Origin of the sequence: Parabacteroides sp. B2-S-102, from assembly GCF_023656665.1 — a bacterium.
GTDB classification, from domain to species: domain Bacteria; phylum Bacteroidota; class Bacteroidia; order Bacteroidales; family Tannerellaceae; genus Parabacteroides; species Parabacteroides distasonis.
Genome location: NZ_JAMOKM010000026.1, coordinates 13,034 through 27,089, shown reverse-complemented (window position 1 = coordinate 27,089; position 14,056 = coordinate 13,034). Strand labels below are relative to the sequence as shown.

Annotated in this window: 12 protein-coding genes and 3 pseudogenes; 12 read left to right on the top strand and 3 right to left on the bottom strand. The window is 42.4% G+C overall.

From position 1 onward, the window contains the following. Positions 1-90: 90 nt before the first annotated feature. Both NBH07_RS20595 and NBH07_RS20590 read right to left on the bottom strand, forming a co-directional pair. Positions 91-1,680, bottom strand: coding sequence for a type II toxin-antitoxin system HipA family toxin (locus tag NBH07_RS20595; protein WP_008781167.1), 1,590 nt, complete (start codon positions 1,678-1,680; stop codon positions 91-93). After that, positions 1,673-2,023 (bottom strand): helix-turn-helix transcriptional regulator, encoded by a 351-nt coding sequence (locus NBH07_RS20590; RefSeq protein ID WP_008781168.1) that lies wholly within the window; start codon positions 2,021-2,023, stop codon positions 1,673-1,675. The genes NBH07_RS20595 and NBH07_RS20590 overlap by 8 nt, the downstream gene beginning before the upstream one ends. 192 nt (positions 2,024-2,215) lie before the next feature. Here NBH07_RS20590 and NBH07_RS20585 point away from each other — a divergent pair. From NBH07_RS20585 to NBH07_RS22775, 8 genes and pseudogenes are all read left to right on the top strand, one after another. Next, a pseudogene (locus tag NBH07_RS20585) lies at positions 2,216-2,394 on the top strand (helix-turn-helix domain-containing protein). A 126-nt stretch (positions 2,395-2,520) separates the two neighbouring features. Continuing rightward, entirely contained in the window at positions 2,521-3,801 is a 1,281-nt protein-coding gene (locus tag NBH07_RS20580; protein ID WP_008781169.1) for an ATP-binding protein, read from the top strand. Positions 3,802-3,927: 126 nt separating this feature from the next. Then, positions 3,928-4,599 carry a hypothetical protein gene (locus NBH07_RS20575; RefSeq protein WP_227154431.1) on the top strand — a complete coding sequence of 224 codons (672 nt, stop codon included), beginning with the start codon at positions 3,928-3,930 and terminating at the stop codon, positions 4,597-4,599. After that, a complete protein-coding gene (locus NBH07_RS20570; RefSeq protein WP_227154433.1) occupies positions 4,574-5,137 on the top strand; it encodes a hypothetical protein in 564 nt (187 codons plus the stop codon). The genes NBH07_RS20575 and NBH07_RS20570 overlap by 26 nt, the downstream gene beginning before the upstream one ends. An 880-nt stretch (positions 5,138-6,017) precedes the next feature. Next, entirely contained in the window at positions 6,018-6,644 is a 627-nt protein-coding gene (locus tag NBH07_RS20565; protein WP_227154435.1) for a JAB domain-containing protein, read from the top strand. A gap of 177 nt (positions 6,645-6,821) precedes the next feature. Further along, complete coding sequence (locus NBH07_RS20560) at positions 6,822-7,223, top strand: hypothetical protein (protein ID WP_034528130.1); 402 nt, start codon at positions 6,822-6,824, stop codon at positions 7,221-7,223. A 440-nt stretch (positions 7,224-7,663) separates the two neighbouring features. Then, positions 7,664-7,850: pseudogene (locus tag NBH07_RS22780) on the top strand (site-specific integrase); the annotation flags it as partial. Next, positions 7,847-8,396 (top strand): annotated as a pseudogene (locus tag NBH07_RS22775) (Fic family protein); the annotation flags it as partial. The pseudogenes NBH07_RS22780 and NBH07_RS22775, both read left to right, overlap by 4 nt. Positions 8,397-8,617: 221 nt before the next feature. Here the strand turns inward: NBH07_RS22775 and NBH07_RS20545 are convergent. Continuing rightward, positions 8,618-9,223, bottom strand: a complete 606-nt coding sequence (locus NBH07_RS20545; protein ID WP_008781173.1) for a recombinase family protein — start codon at positions 9,221-9,223, stop codon at positions 8,618-8,620. 209 nt (positions 9,224-9,432) lie between these two features. Here NBH07_RS20545 and NBH07_RS20540 point away from each other — a divergent pair, with 209 nt between their 5' ends. The 4 genes from NBH07_RS20540 (at position 9,433) to NBH07_RS20525 (ending at position 12,982) form a co-directional block, all read left to right on the top strand. After that, on the top strand, positions 9,433-9,825 hold the full coding sequence (locus tag NBH07_RS20540) for a single-stranded DNA-binding protein (protein WP_122145460.1): 393 nt from the start codon (positions 9,433-9,435) through the stop codon (positions 9,823-9,825). A gap of 134 nt (positions 9,826-9,959) precedes the next feature. Then, on the top strand, positions 9,960-10,298 hold the full coding sequence (locus NBH07_RS20535; protein WP_008781176.1) for a helix-turn-helix domain-containing protein: 339 nt from the start codon (positions 9,960-9,962) through the stop codon (positions 10,296-10,298). Continuing rightward, a complete protein-coding gene (locus NBH07_RS20530) occupies positions 10,295-11,578 on the top strand; it encodes a type II toxin-antitoxin system HipA family toxin (RefSeq protein WP_008781177.1) in 1,284 nt (427 codons plus the stop codon). Before NBH07_RS20535 ends, NBH07_RS20530 begins: the two co-directional genes overlap by 4 nt. Positions 11,579-12,583: 1,005 nt before the next feature. Next, on the top strand, positions 12,584-12,982 hold the full coding sequence (locus NBH07_RS20525; RefSeq protein WP_122145459.1) for a single-stranded DNA-binding protein: 399 nt from the start codon (positions 12,584-12,586) through the stop codon (positions 12,980-12,982). Positions 12,983-14,056: the final 1,074 nt, after the last annotated feature.

Genomic DNA, 14,056 nt, shown 5'->3' with positions numbered 1-14,056 from the left:
GTAAATATATTAACTGTTAAATCAAAATATAATAGATAATAATTAATATATTTACTATTATATTGAATGTCGCGAGACGTCGTTTGTGTGCTAATCCCCCAATTCCATGCTACGCTTATTGCCGCCTATAATCGGGCTTTGTGCGGGCTTTATGTCCTGAATGCTTTTTAGCACTTCCTCCATTTGGAAGATTTTGGCGGCAGCGATGAAGGTGGTGGCGGATATATCCGGCTGGAGGATTTTCAGTACCTTTTCCGATGGCTGATATCCTTTCATCTTCAGTTCCAGGATGGCGTTGAAGTCATCATTCCGCATAGCCTTCATGAAAGCCTGCTCTTGTTCGTTGGCAATGTCCGGCATTTGGATGGTATGCAGTTGCTTGCCGAACAAGAGCAGGCTTTTTCCGATAAAGTCGGCGTGTTCCGGTTTGACCCCGCAATCCTTGGCAGTTTCATGCCAATGCGATACGGTTTCCTGTACCTTTTCGATAATCTGTTTGTGTTCCCGGATACCCATGTTCTCACCCACCTTTTGCAGATCTTCCATCGTGAAATTGTCTTGTTTGCCGTTGAGTGACAGTTGGTGGCGGTTCGTCCATTTGCCGCCCGGTGTGTATGAATAGCAGAGGTCGTATGCAGGAGACAGTTTCCACTTCCCTTGTTTGTCCATCAGGAAAGAGAAGTTCTTGCTATGGTCGTCATGGTTCCGGCTCATGACGTTAAACACCATTCTTCGGTAAAGCTCCTCCTGGCTGGGATAAGGCAGGTTCATTTGCCTCATGATGCGGAATATCTCTTCGTATGAATGGCGCTGGTCACGGTCATAGTGGGCAAGCCCGGCCAATGTCTGTACATGAATCTTCTCTCCGTTTTCCATACGGTCAAAACGGCGTGTCATAAAATGGCATGACTCTTTTTCCTGAAGTAACCGACATTCCATCATATCGATACCACAGGCTTTTGCCATTCGGTGATAGGCATATTCGATGTTTCCTATTCCTTGTGGATTGTCCGTTATCTGCGTGTGTTCGCTGTATTTGCCGCCATCAAATTTCAGCAGCCAATACCCGAATCCTTCAGGGGCTTTTACCTGCCCGGAGCGTACCTCTCCGGTAATATCGTTATAGGCGATGATGGCCTTGGGCTTGGCACCTCCGGCTGATGTTCCCACCTTCAGTATATCTAGTATGTTTCTTCCTTCCTGGCGCAGTTGGGCCTGAAAAGCCATCCTATCTGTGAATACGAATTTGGCAAGCTCTGTCAGCTCCTCGATATGGAGGACCGATGATTCGTTCATGCCGTTGATTGGCGAAGACGGCTCAAACTCCAGTGCGCCCATGCCACGTTTGCCTACATAGCAAAGCCTGTCTAAAGGGGTAATCTCTTCTCTGGACAATCCCTTGCTGGCAAACCATTCATTGATGATTTGGTTTCCAAATGTATCCGGCAGTGAATCGGCAAACAGTCCGGGCAACCCCTTGAAACAGTTGGTGCGGTTTTCAAGGAATCGGTAGGGTGTGTTCCTGTATTGGTCGATGGGCATGATGATGGGAGAAATGTCAAGACCGGAGCGGATGAACTTCCGTTCATAGTCGAACAAGGCGGCATTGCTTTCCTTTTCCCAATAGAGAGAGCCTACGCTTTCTCCCCACAGCTTTACATCTACTATCAAATCATTCATGGTTATCTTGTTTTAAATGGCGTACACGGTAGCGTTTCTTCCCTTGCAGTTTCTTGAGTTCTATCGGGCTGACCCGGGTTTCCGGTACCAGTTGCTCCAGGTTCTCCAGCAGACCGAGCGAGCGGAGTACGCTGATGAACAACAGCAGCGATACCGATTTGCCCTTCTCGATGTTCGCAACGGTCAAGGGGCTTACACCGGAAGCCGTTGCCAGTTCTTCCTGCGTGATACGCTGCCTTATACGTGTCTCTTTGATGCGTTGGCCGATTTTCATCAGCACAGCCGGATTGCTCATTTCATGCCACATGGTTGTTCCTTTTTTGCAAATATACAAATAATCCATGTAAATATATAGATTAACTTGAATATATGATGTTAATCTATATGAATACAATGATTATAGTTACTTTATCGGCTGTTCTTTTTTCTTTGAACTAGGATGAAAACTGATTAAAATCACAATACAGTGTGATTTTAGTCAGTTTTCATGTTTTAAATTCCTATTTCTGTCGAAAAATCACAATGTGTTGTGAATATGAAAGAGCTAGGAAAGATGATTAAAGAGCGCAGGAAGAGTTTGAAGGTCAATCAGCTGGAACTTCTCCGAACTGGCGGGCGTGGGCATCAATACGCTGGTGGCCATCGAGCGTGGAGAAGGCAATCCTAAATTGGCTACTGCTTTCCATTCTTGACATTGGGCTTCAACGGAGTTGATTAAAGTGCGGAAAAATGTATAAGATTGCTTCTATTATCTGCTTATTTTAGTATATTTGTAGTGTAAATAAGTGCGGAAAAATGTATTATACGCTGTTTTTACATGTATAAAAATGCTGTTTGTAGATGAAAAGATTTGTTTTGCAACAACTTATAGAATGGAAAAACCGTGAGGATAGAAAACCTCTGATTTTAAATGGTGCCCGACAAGTTGGGAAAACATGGCTGCTCCATGAGTTTGCCAAACTTGAATACAAAAAAGAGGCTTATGTGGTATGCCGTAAGAATAACCTTGCACGCCAGCTTTTTTCTCAGGATTTCAATGTTGACAGAATTTTACGGGGGCTGCGTGCGATGACTTCCGTTGACATTACTCCGGGTGATACGCTTATTATCCTTGATGAGATACAAGATATCCCGGAAGCACTGGAATCTTTGAAGTATTTTAAAGAGGAGGTTCCGGAGTATCATATAGCTGTGGCAGGTTCACTTTTGGGGATGTCCCTTCATCAGGATGTGTCTTATCCCGTAGGGAAGGTAAATGTCATCAATATATTTCCTATGAACTTTGAAGAGTTTCTTGTCGCCAAGGGAGAAGGAGAAGCTTGTAAATTGCTTATGAGTGGGGATTTTGAAACGATAAGCCTCCTGCATGACAAATATACGGATCTCCTTCGGCAATATTATTATGTAGGTGGTATGCCGGAAGTTGTACTCAAATATGTAGAAACGGATTCCTTGCTGGAAGTCAGAAGAATACAGTCGGAGATTTTGCAAGGCTATGATCTTGACTTCTCAAAACATGCGCCCAAAGAACAGGTTCTGCGTGTCCGAATGGTATGGAACAGCATTCCTTCCCAATTATTTAAAGAAAACAAGAAATTCATTTACGGAGCTTTGCGAAAAGGTGCCAGAGCCAATGATTTTGAGATGGCCATTCAATGGCTTGTAAATGCCGGGTTGTTGTATAAAGTGCCTCGATGTACCAAACCGGAGCTTCCGCTTGATATTTATGAAGACCTGTCGGCTTTCAAACTCTATATGGTTGATTTGGGGCTTATGGGTGCTATGGTCAAGACAGATCCGGCCCAAGTCTTGATTAAAAACGACATATTTAAGGAATACAAGGGAGGAATGACTGAACAATATGTATTGCAGCAGATGAAAAGTAAGGGCGTATCACCGATTTATTACCATAACACAGACAATTCGCGTCTTGAGTTGGATTTTGTTATTCAACGTAATGCCCAAATGGTGCCGATAGAAGTGAAGGCCGAAGGGAATGTCCGGGCCAATTCGTTGACAGCATTACTGGGAAAAAGATCGGAATTGCATGCGGAGAGATTTTCTATGTTGCCTTATAAAGTACAGGGTAATCTTACAAATTTTCCGCTATATGCAATATAAGTGTATCCTTTTCTCATGCCGGTCATAGCGTTAAAACTGATTGATAAGTATGATGCGTATGTTGGCCGGTATGCCTATCTTTGTGGTAATGAAAACAGAGAGAGGATTGATTTTGTAAGTATTATCATGGCAAAAGAACTGATCCGTGTCCCCAGGGTGCTTGGGGAAAGCTATAATTCCGTGCTGATTGAACGGTTGTATGAGGCAGGTGGAAACGTCATGCTCGATCTGATCATATACCTGGGCAGCTATCACCTCAAAGACTTGTTCGGGACTTCCTGGTTCTCCGTAGAAGACTTTTGCCGTAAGATGGGGTATGACCGTACCAACTTGCAGCGCAAGCTGGATAGTCGGCAGCTCTCGGCCATGTTCGGAAAGAATATGCAGCCGGAATATGTATGTACCGACACGGCAGGACAGAGAATCAGCCATCCTATCGAGACGGTTTTTGAGGCGGCTCTCTATAAACTGGGATTGGAGAACCTCTGCTATCCGACCATTGGCGAGGATGGCCGTACATCCTATAATTTCGTGCAGATCTTGAAACGTTTCGACATAATGACCGATTTCAAGACGAAGAAGTCAACGAAAAGGCTGTACTCGGCTGTGGTAAGCCCGGAGATAAAAAATTTCATGTTCTCGCTCTATAACCTCTTGGAGCTTCAGGATTACCGTAGCCTGCCCAGCCGTTACCGCTATTTCTATCTGGAACTTTCCAAGATGGTTTACCTGATCAAGTATAAGACCACCAAGAATAAGGCTCCTTTTTTATGTGCTGACAGTCGATCAGCTGGCTAAAAAGCTCGGCATAGAGATTGCCGAACCCAAAGACCGGAAAAAGAAGGTCGCCTCGATACTGAAAAAGATGAATACTTACCTGAAATATACCAATTTCAATTTCTCTTTTGTGAAAGGCGATCATGAGAGATGGGCATATACCGTGTTGTTCTCGTTTCCTAGGCATACGCTACACTGTTTTGATGAAGGACAATATGCTGTCGTGGTGAAGAAATTCTATAAGAACCTGCTTGGGCTGTATGTCGAGATTGCCTACCCGGACACGGATATGGCTGTCAGGAGGAAGAAGATCAAAGAGGTGGAGGAAGATGCCGGACTGTATAAAGAGTTCCTTTTATGGGCAAACTCCCCGGAAAGCGTAGAAAAGAAAAAACAGATATATATCAGTGATTTCGTGGCTGTATTCGGCAGGTTTCCAGAAGGATGGGCACAGGAAGAGTTGGAGAGTGCCAATGGAACGGAAGTTGCTCCTGCTCCTGAAGAGTTCATATCTCCGGAAACGGACGGGGCGGTGAACATGGACGATCCAGCTGTGTAGAACCGTCCACGTTTCACGTTTTTTTACAGAATTAGTTGTGTAGAAGTGTCCCTATTGGGGTGATTAGATGTGTGGAGTCATCCGCTTTGCCTGTTTTAGTTGTGTACAAGTGTCCCGTTTATTGCTTATAGTTGTGTAGAACCGTCCACTCCTTTTGCTTTAGTTGTGTAAAAGCGTCCGGTTTCACTTGTCAGCTGTGTAAAACCGTCCACCCGTTAATGAAGGGAATAGGTAATCCCTGTTTTTTTATATGTCGGTATATCAGTGAAATAAAAGAGAGAAATTTTTAAATAAAAGGTATCGGCTGTGTAAAACCATCCACCAAAATACATAATAAAGACCTAAACTCCTAACCCCTTTAAATATCCCCAAAGCGGTAACATAGAAATGACCGGGAAAATTTATTTTCCCTTCACATGCCCTATACGTACTTTCGGAAAAAGATTTTTCGGAAGTATGTGTTGATTTTCACGTTTTTTTATATGATTGGAAGGCGGTTCTGTTCATCTTCTGTATCCGAATTGGTTTTTCAGGGCGTTCCCTTCTGGCCGGGCTATTCGTTGCAAGTCCTCGTTACCCTCCGGGCTTTTCCCTGCTATCCCAAACGCTCTACGCTCCGGCTATGCCGGAAGAGAGGTATGATGATTTTTTCCTGAACTGACAGGAACATTGCGAAGGTAGGCGTGGCCGGAACGCCCGATATTGAAAAGCCAAATCTCCATCCTCCCATTCCGGGAGGTAGTATTTACCAGTTCAATCCCGTTCTGATCCGTCTTTCCCGCTTTCTCTTCAATGCACTGTTCCCAATCAGTTAAGGAAAAATTTATGGTTGGGGCGACAAGCGATGTTTGCGAGTATTAATCTTTTAATTTTTGGCAGTATGAAAACGAAGAGAACCGTATTTGAGGTGAATGACGTTTATCGGGTGATGGAAAACAGCGAGTTGATCTATGTCTTGACGAACAGTGAGAAACTGAAACATGAGGAATATAAGTATGAACAGATGGAAATGGACGGGTTGTTTTTGTCTGATGTACTGGAAACACTGACACCCAGCCGTAAAAAAGTCGCTTATGCGGCGATTGAGCTGTATAAACGCCTGAAAGAAGGGCAAGTTGAAAGTCCTGCGCTTTTATCCAGTGATCATGTTTATAAAATGATGCATCCTGTTTTGTGCGATATCACTACTGAAGAGATGTGGGTGCTGTTGCTGAACAGTTCGTCCAAACTCATCCGTAAAGTCCGTATCTCATGCGGTGGGATAAATACCGCCCCTGTGGATATACGGGTTATCATGAGGCAGGCATTGTATTATAACGCCGTATCTTTTATCATGGTGCATAACCACCCGTCAGGAGCACGCAAGCCTAGCGGTGCAGATGACCGCTTGACGGAAGCGGTTAAAAAAGCCGCTGAAACATTAGACATCCGTCTGTTAGATCATGTGATTGTTGCCGGTAATAGTTATTATAGCTATGCGGACGAGGGAAGATTACAAAATAGGTAAAGGTGGACGGGAGAAATCCCGTCTGCCCGGAATTTCAGCTTCGGGGTTCTTTTTTGGCAGTCTCCCCAAAAAAGAACCAAAAAAATGCTTTCCAGACTATCGGATGCTACATCCTGCAATAAGTCAAAGCGTGACCTTTCGGAATTAATATATATATTTGCACTAAACGTGATTGGAATGAATACTTTTGATACAGGCATTATAGTGGCTATTTTATTGGGGATTGAGTTTCTTAGGAGTGACATCCAGACAATAACCCTTTGTAAAAGGAATGATCCCGGGATTCTTAAGAGTTGCTTATATACGCTGCTTATATTATTGACCAGCCTTTATTCTATTGTGGCCGGAGCCATGCTTCATCCGGAACCCGTACCTGTTTATGAATTGATACCCGGTTTTCAAATAGGAGTTTATGGCTTTTCCTTCTCGTTTATATTACTTGCTATAGCATGTCTTTATCGTAAAATATTACCTTTAGTCCTTTTGGGGTACGCTATAATATACGTAATAGGTGTACTGGTACCGTTACTTAGATATATAGTGTCTATGATGGATTATTTCGCTCGCGCCAGGGTGTAGCTGGTTAATTTATTGATTGTATCGGATCGCCCTTTCTGTGGGTTGCCTCCTCCAATTCTTTTCCTCCGTCCGGGTTTGGCTTTTTGCCCGGCAAAGGTTCCAGTATTCCGCAAATGGCAAGTTACAGCCAAGTGTCTTTACTATATGAAAAATAACGATGAAGAAGTGTCGCCGTATACAGGCCACACCGATTGTTTAACGCATGAAATGCAAAAGTAAGCGAATGACTTAATTAATATTTCGGTGAAAAATTACCAAAGTATTATACACATTAATCAAAGTTTAAATAAAGTCGTATTACCGGAGATAAGGAATGTGAAAGGATATTTGAATTTCGATATGATCGGTTGTAACAATAACGAGAAAGCCTACCCGTATGGTTTATCTCTTCATGAAAGTGTACCCTGCTTTCGGTGATTGGCAGAAGAACGATATCAAGAGATACTCTTTCAAAAATAGACTGGGAAGATACTAAGAGAATACCTGACTTTTGATGAAATGAAACAACTGGCTGCCACATCCTGTAAAATAGCTGTTCTGAAGGCTGCTTCACTCTTTTTCATGTTTTATAAGTTTGAGAATAAGTGATATTTTAAACCTGAATGGTCTGATTTTGGTATTAGACCAATACTATTGACATAGAGGGCGAAAGCATAAAAGTGGATGACATCATTGAGACTGTCAATCACTTCAGATGCATCGATCTTATCATTGACCGAGAGCCTGATTAAAGAACTCCACGTTATACTTAAATCCGGTACTGCCGACAGTCGCAGGAGTGGTTTGCCGTGGGTGAATATAAGCGTATCCCTAATGAAGTAGGCGGCAACGAAATAACAGTGCCGGGAAGATGTCAAATGCGAAATCAAAGCTCTCCTGAAGGAGTATAATGCCAAGAAGAAAAAGTCATTAGATGATGTTCTTGATCTGCATCAACGTTTCGAAACAATACATCCATTCCAGGATGGCAGCGGTCGTGTGGGCCGACTTGTGATGCTCAAAGAATACCTGGCTAATGGTTTCGTACCGTTCATCGTTACGGACGAGTTGAAGATGTTCTATTATCGTGGTCTGCAACAATGGCCGACAATCCGAGAGTATCTGCGTGACACTTGCCTCACCGCACAGGACAGCTACAAGGCCCTACTTGATTACTACCGGATAAAATACTAAGCCTTGTATTCAATCCCCATCTCCGCTTGTTGCCTATTTCTATTGGCATTACCAATGATCGCAAAAACATCATCTGGGATTATACTACCTCGGTATCTGAAAATTGTACATCCGGCAAGACCGAGGCTCGTTAAGTTAAAATGTAAAAAAGGGAACAAGCCCTAATGACCATATGTTGTTTATGCAATATTAGCAGAAAAATCTTTGATTATCACTGCTCATTATTGATGACAATCTTTATTTTTCCTTTCGGATTTCAGCGCAATGCCATTTCTTCGTAATAAACGATATACCGTTCCGCTACTGCCTATATTTAATATTTTCTGTATCTCCCTTACCGGTGTTCCGGATTCATAGAGCTGGATGCAGCTTTTCTGCTTGGCGATGTTGTTTTTGTTGATAAGTGTCTTCCTGCCGAATTTGACACCTTTTTCCTTGGCGATTCTTCTGCCTTCTTGGGTTCTCTCATAAATAAGGTCACGCTCAAATTGGGCGAAAGCACCGAGAATGTTGTTCATCAGTTGGCCGATTGCGCCTTCCGTACTGATGTTGTCTTGCAGTGAGGTGAATTGGATGCCCCTATTCTTGAAATCTTCCAATAGCGTAAGGATATTCTTCAGCGAACGGCCAAGCCGGTCCAGCTTATATACGACAAGCGTGTCACCTTCCCGTAGAAAATTCAGGCAGGCTTCCAGTTCCGGGCGGTTTTGTTGGCGGCCGGTCATTTTCTCCGAGAAGATCTTCTCGCATCCGGCAGCCTTCAACGCTTCCAGTTGCATATCCAGATGTTGTTCCTTGGTGGAAACACGGGCATATCCTATTTTCATCTTGTTTCGTATTTAGATTTCCGCCCCGCTCACAAAGCATATTTAATCCGGATTATTTGTTGCCATCTTCACCAATAAAAAAGTTACAAATTTTCCTTTTTCCGATAAGCGTAAAAAGTGTATTTATATCTTTTTTCATGGTGTCCCCCAACCAACAATCAGTTATTGCGCTGTAAAATTGATTAATTAACTTCTAAAAAATCAGAGATATGAAAAAGATTGAAAATTTATTCGCAGTGACAGGTTTTATCGGTAAGGATGCGGAAATCCGTAGTTTTGAAACAGCCAGCGTGGCACGCTTCTCTATCGCGGTCAGCCGTGCAGACAAGACAGGTGGAGAAACCTCTTATGTTTCCGCTTTCATTGGGATTGAAGCCTGGAGAAAGAATGAAGCGGTGGATTCCTTCGGTGTATTGAAAAAAGGCGAGCTGATTACCGTTGAAGGCTACTTTAAGCCGGAGGAATGGACGGATTCAAAAAGTGGTGAGAAGCGTGACCGCGTCATTATGGTAGCCACCAAGTTCTATCCTACTCCGGAAAAAGAAGAGGAAAAACCGGATCAGCCTAAAAAGGCTGCTTCTAAAAAGAAAAAAGGCAACTAAATAATTGAAGCGGCATACGCTTTTTTTGCTAATACAAAAAAAGATTACGCATTAAAAAATGTCTGTAAATTTGGAGTTTTTCAAGTTTATCGATATTTTTGTATCAAAAATGATACTTAAATATATTTTCCTCTATGAAAAAATTATATGATACATATTCAATATATGAATTCTCAGATGAAAGTATTGTTAAGGAAATATGTAAGAGGGTTAAGGCTATACGACTTAGCTGTTGTTTTTCTCAACAAGAATTTGCAGACAAGGCAGGAGTATCCATCATTACAATTAAAAGAATAGAATCTTGCAAAGTAAATGATATTACCCTGAGTACATTGCTTAAGATTTTACGTATAAGTGGAACTCTTGAGGGCGTTGTCGGTCTGGTACCGGAACTTCCAGACTCTCCATTCCTTATCAATGAGAAAACAGGCAAGAGAATACAAAGAATTAACAGTAAACGCAAGATGGCATGAAGAAAGAACCAATTATAGTGAATGTATATCTGTGGGGGACTTGTATTGGTAAATTGAATTGGGATTTTGAAAAGCATTGTTCCGTATTCCAATTTACTGATGAATATAGGAAACAAGATTATGATATATGTCCTTCCACCCATCCCAAGAGAACCCCTTTGTTTGCGTCTTTCTATGGGAATAAAGATAAGTTATATCAAGGGCTTCCGGAATTTCTTGCGGATGCGCTTCCTGACAAATGGGGGGCTTCCCTGTTTGATCAGTGGCTCACGGATAACAATATAAAGGTTACAGAGTCATTACCCCTATTGAAACTCTCTTATATTGGCAAGAGAGCTATGGGAGCATTGGAATTTGAACCGGAATTTAATGATGATGACATCCAAGAGACGGTGGATATGTCATCATTGGCAACATTGGCTTCTAAAATATATAATGACCGGGATGCTGCTGTCATATCGCCAGAGGATAGCCTCACGATGAAAAAGTTGGTATATCTTGGGACCTCTGCCGGAGGTATGCGCCCGAAGGCAGTGATCGCCTATAATACCGAAACGGGAGAGTTCCGTTCCGGCCAGGTGGATTTACCCGAAAATTTCAAACAGTATATCATAAAATTCAAAGAGGCAGATGACTCTCCTACCACAGAGATAGAAATGATATACAGCGAAATGGCTGCGGCGGCAGGGATTGACATGATGCCATGTTTCCTGAAAGAAATTGATGGAAGGAATCATTTCGTAACAGAAAGATTTGATCGTAAGAATGGAGAAAAGATTCTTAGCCAGACTCTTGCGGCCATCATGCCGGGGGCAGATGATTATATGAAGCTGTGTTGGATAGCGGAGACTCTGAAACTTCCTCTGGAAGACAAAGACCAGATATTTATCAGGATGGTGTTTAATTATGTCGCAGGTATATCTGATGACCATAATAAGAATATTTCGTTTACCATGGACAGGACAGGAGTGTGGCGTTTGTCACCTGCATACGATGTGATGTTCACGGCAAATACATGGGAAAATTCTTCTGCGCACATTCATTCGATGGGCGTGATGGGCAAAAGGTCTGCCTTGACCACAAGTGATTTCGTTAACTTCGCCGAGGATTTTGTGGAGGAACCCGAAAAGAAGATACTACAGGTGTTCGATGCTGTAAGTAGCTTTCAATCATTGTGTGCCAAGTATAGCATAGACAAGGCTATATCTGATAAAATCCAACATGTGCTGGATGGATTGGTCATCGATGATTTGAACTTGTTGGAATCGAAGAAACAGTAAGTTGTAATCTTGAACGGTTATTTTATTTGCTGATTGAATTCAGAAGGGGGGCACATTTTCCTTATCCACCACCCTACATTAAGGTAGCCCCTTTGAGCTGATTTGCGATAGCGTACACGCAGTTCTCTTACTTCCATCGCCCCATTGAGGTATGCCTGATTCTTGTTAATCCTCACTGTTGTTCGTTGGCATCGGAATCAGGTATCCGATACGTTCACGCATCATCTTGTAGGATGATGCGTTTTCTCCCCTTATTTTTTACCCATATGCCCCAGCCCTTTAGGGGCTGTAGATAGGTAGTCGGATATTTCGCCCCCAAAGTGGCATCCGCTTCAATCGCTTGCTTTTCTCCGAATGGATGTCTTGTTATTTTTCCGGTCGTATAATCTTCTTTTCCGGAAACAAGTGTAGTGGTTGTATGCCCATATGGTTATGTTCTCCCCACAGAATCCGTTTTCCTATTTTTCCGGTGTAGCCTTTCATATTATCGCACAGTCCTTTTTCTAATATTATGGAATATGGTATGCCTCATTCCCCGGCTTCATTTTTTTTAAGGAATTGCGGATGTTTCTTCCGGTGTATCGATAGACGGCTGACTATATTCTCGGTATGGCCCAGCCTGCTGTCTAACCGGTTGTTTTTGCGTCCTTCCCAAACCTGTTACTGATTTTCAAGTTTTGTCTTTTTCATATCGTTTTTTTAGTGAAGTCAAATCATTTTCCGTTGCAAATATAGATTGTTGCCAACCCCTGTTACGGGGATATGGGGACGATTCACAAATACCCCGTTGTTATCCGATTGAAATCTTCCTTTTTTCCGCCCCGCTCACAAAGCGTATTTAACCCGGATTATTTGTTGCCATCTTCACCAATAAAAAAGTTACAAATCTTCCTTTTTCCGATAAGCGTAAAAAGTGTATTTATCTCTTTTTTCATGGTGTCCCCCAACCAACAATCAGTTATTGCGCTGCAAAATTGATTAATTAACTTCTAAAAAATCAGAGATATGAAAAAGATTGAAAATTCATTCGCAGTGACAGGTTTTATCGGAAAGGATGCGGAAATCCGTAGTTTTGGAACAGTAAGCGTGGCACGCTTCTCTATCGCGGTCAGCCGTGCAGACAAGACAGGTGGAGAAACCTCTTATGTTTCCGCTTTCATTGGGATTGAAGCCTGGAGAAAGAATGAAGCGGTGGATTCCTTCGATGTATTGAAAAAAGGAGAGCTGATTACCGTTGTAGGCTACTTCAGGCCGGAAGAATGGACGGATTCAAAAAGTGGTGAGAAGCGTGACCGCGTCATTATGGTAGCCACCAGGTTTTATCCTACTCCGGAGAAAGAAGAGGAAAAACCGGATCAGCCTAAAAAGAAGGTTGCCCCTAAAAAGAAAAAAGCAACTAAATGATTGAAGCGGCCTGGTGCCGCTTTTTTTTGCTACATATCCGAGGGCGTTTTTGCGTTCACACAGATTTTTTCCTCCCCTTCATCGGAATGACTGTTCTCATTCCAAGTTTACCCGTAGTCATCCGTTATGTGGCTGATTATGGGTAAACCTGAAAAGAGAAGTTCCAAACGTGGGCGGGATTGCAACAGTCATCATCTAGAGTTTCGTCCATGCCGAAACAACCTTCTTCTTCCGTTTTGCAGTCCCGACCTTTAACCGTTTGTCCCGGCAGTCCATTGTTAACCTTTTTCCCCAGTCACGGGTGGCAGGGAGATAGGAATACGGTTTTGCTTGCAAAACCGTATGGTTTGTTTTACTTTCCGTACTGCCCTTTTCCTTGTTTTCTGCCTCCCTTTATGTGTGTTTTTCATAGCTCCATCTGAGACCCTTTGTTTTTGAACGGCAAATTTATTTCGGTAGATAGATACGAAAAAGTTCCGGTCTTCGCCCTTTGTTCCGAAAAAAATAACGCTGGCTGGTTTCGCTGTCCCCAACATTTTTTGTCGTCCAAAACTTTTCTCACTTCCTCCTACCTTATTGCTATGTGCCGTAAAAAAAAGGCTCATAAACTCAGATGGGGCATGAAAGCTCGGAAAAAAGTCGGTAGAAAGAAAAGACCATCCCGGAAAGGAGTTTTAAAAAAAGGTCTTTAAATCTAGCTGAAACATAAAATCAGAGATCTAATATTTAGATTAAATTGTTTATATGGTTGTAAAACAGATAGTTGTATAGTGTCGTTTTCTTATAGCCTCTGCTAATTGCCACGTTTGTATTCGAGTTGAATCCTGATACGCCTTGCGGAAGCGTCTATTGTTTGGCGTTGAAATCTAAAGTTCTGTGGTTGGTGGCTTTCGTGTTTTATTGATTTTTCACTTAAGTACCGAGAGAACTATGTTTTTTCTGTATCACCCATTGCAAAGATATTAAAATATTTGTCACAAGTGTTATTTTTTTTAATAGGTACCCGGACTTTTTGTTAAAAAGTGCTCATTTTTACAATAAAAAAGTATTAAGTTCTCTCGGAACAATGTTGAA

Excerpts from the sequence above, each read along its gene's own strand:
- NBH07_RS20530 (WP_008781177.1), top strand. The coding sequence starts at position 10,295 with ATGAAGAAAGAACCAATTATAGTGAATGTATATCTGTGGGGGACTTGT.
- NBH07_RS20565 (WP_227154435.1), top strand. The coding sequence starts at position 6,018 with ATGAAAACGAAGAGAACCGTATTTGAGGTGAATGACGTTTATCGGGTG.
- NBH07_RS20590 (WP_008781168.1), bottom strand. The coding sequence starts at position 2,023 with ATGGATTATTTGTATATTTGCAAAAAAGGAACAACCATGTGGCATGAA.
- NBH07_RS20595 (WP_008781167.1), bottom strand. The coding sequence starts at position 1,680 with ATGAATGATTTGATAGTAGATGTAAAGCTGTGGGGAGAAAGCGTAGGC.
- NBH07_RS20545 (WP_008781173.1), bottom strand. The coding sequence starts at position 9,223 with ATGAAAATAGGATATGCCCGTGTTTCCACCAAGGAACAACATCTGGAT.
- NBH07_RS20535 (WP_008781176.1), top strand. The coding sequence starts at position 9,960 with ATGAAAAAATTATATGATACATATTCAATATATGAATTCTCAGATGAA.
- NBH07_RS20560 (WP_034528130.1), top strand. The coding sequence starts at position 6,822 with ATGAATACTTTTGATACAGGCATTATAGTGGCTATTTTATTGGGGATT.
- NBH07_RS20575 (WP_227154431.1), top strand. The coding sequence starts at position 3,928 with ATGGCAAAAGAACTGATCCGTGTCCCCAGGGTGCTTGGGGAAAGCTAT.
- NBH07_RS20580 (WP_008781169.1), top strand. The coding sequence starts at position 2,521 with ATGAAAAGATTTGTTTTGCAACAACTTATAGAATGGAAAAACCGTGAG.
- NBH07_RS20525 (WP_122145459.1), top strand. The coding sequence starts at position 12,584 with ATGAAAAAGATTGAAAATTCATTCGCAGTGACAGGTTTTATCGGAAAG.
- NBH07_RS20540 (WP_122145460.1), top strand. The coding sequence starts at position 9,433 with ATGAAAAAGATTGAAAATTTATTCGCAGTGACAGGTTTTATCGGTAAG.